This is a genomic window from Caballeronia choica (genome assembly GCF_001544535.1).
In the GTDB taxonomy this organism is placed as follows: domain Bacteria; phylum Pseudomonadota; class Gammaproteobacteria; order Burkholderiales; family Burkholderiaceae; genus Caballeronia; species Caballeronia choica.
Genome location: NZ_FCON02000644.1, coordinates 1 through 522 on the forward strand (window position 1 = coordinate 1; position 522 = coordinate 522).

General features: G+C 61.3%; 1 protein-coding gene. It reads left to right on the forward strand.

Annotation, left to right across the window (positions count from 1 at the left end; translation table 11 throughout):
* Positions 1–12 precede the first annotated feature (12 nt).
* Positions 13–522: acetyl-coenzyme A synthetase N-terminal domain-containing protein (locus tag AWB68_RS46130; protein WP_143282106.1), on the forward strand; the 510-nt coding region annotated here is incomplete at its 3' end.

A 522-nucleotide genomic window follows, 5' to 3' on the forward strand; every position in this document is an offset into this window, starting at 1 on the left:
GGGAAATCCGACATGAAACCCATTGAATCTGTCTTTATTGAACGCCGCGTTTTCCCGCCATCCGAGCAAGCATCGGCCCATGCCACGATCTCCGGCATGGACGCCTACAAAGCCCTGGCCGCGGAAGCCGAACGCGATTACGAAGGCTTCTGGGCGCGTCTCGCGCGCGAAACGCTCGCGTGGCACAAGCCGTTCACGAAGGTGCTCGACGAATCGAATGCCCCGTTCTACACCTGGTTCGAGGACGGCGAACTCAACGCGTCGTACAACTGCATCGATCGCCACGTCGAAGCGGGCAACCGCGCGAAAAACGCGATCATCTTCGAAGCCGACGACGGCACCGTCACCAACGTCACCTATCAGGACCTGCTGCAACGCGTCTCCCGCTTCGCCAATGCGCTGAAGAAACGGGGCGTCAAGAAGGGCGACCGCGTGGTGATCTACTTGCCGATGTCGGTGGAAGGCGTCGTCGCGATGCAGGCTTGCGCGCGCATTGGCGCCACGCATTCGGTCGTGTTCGGC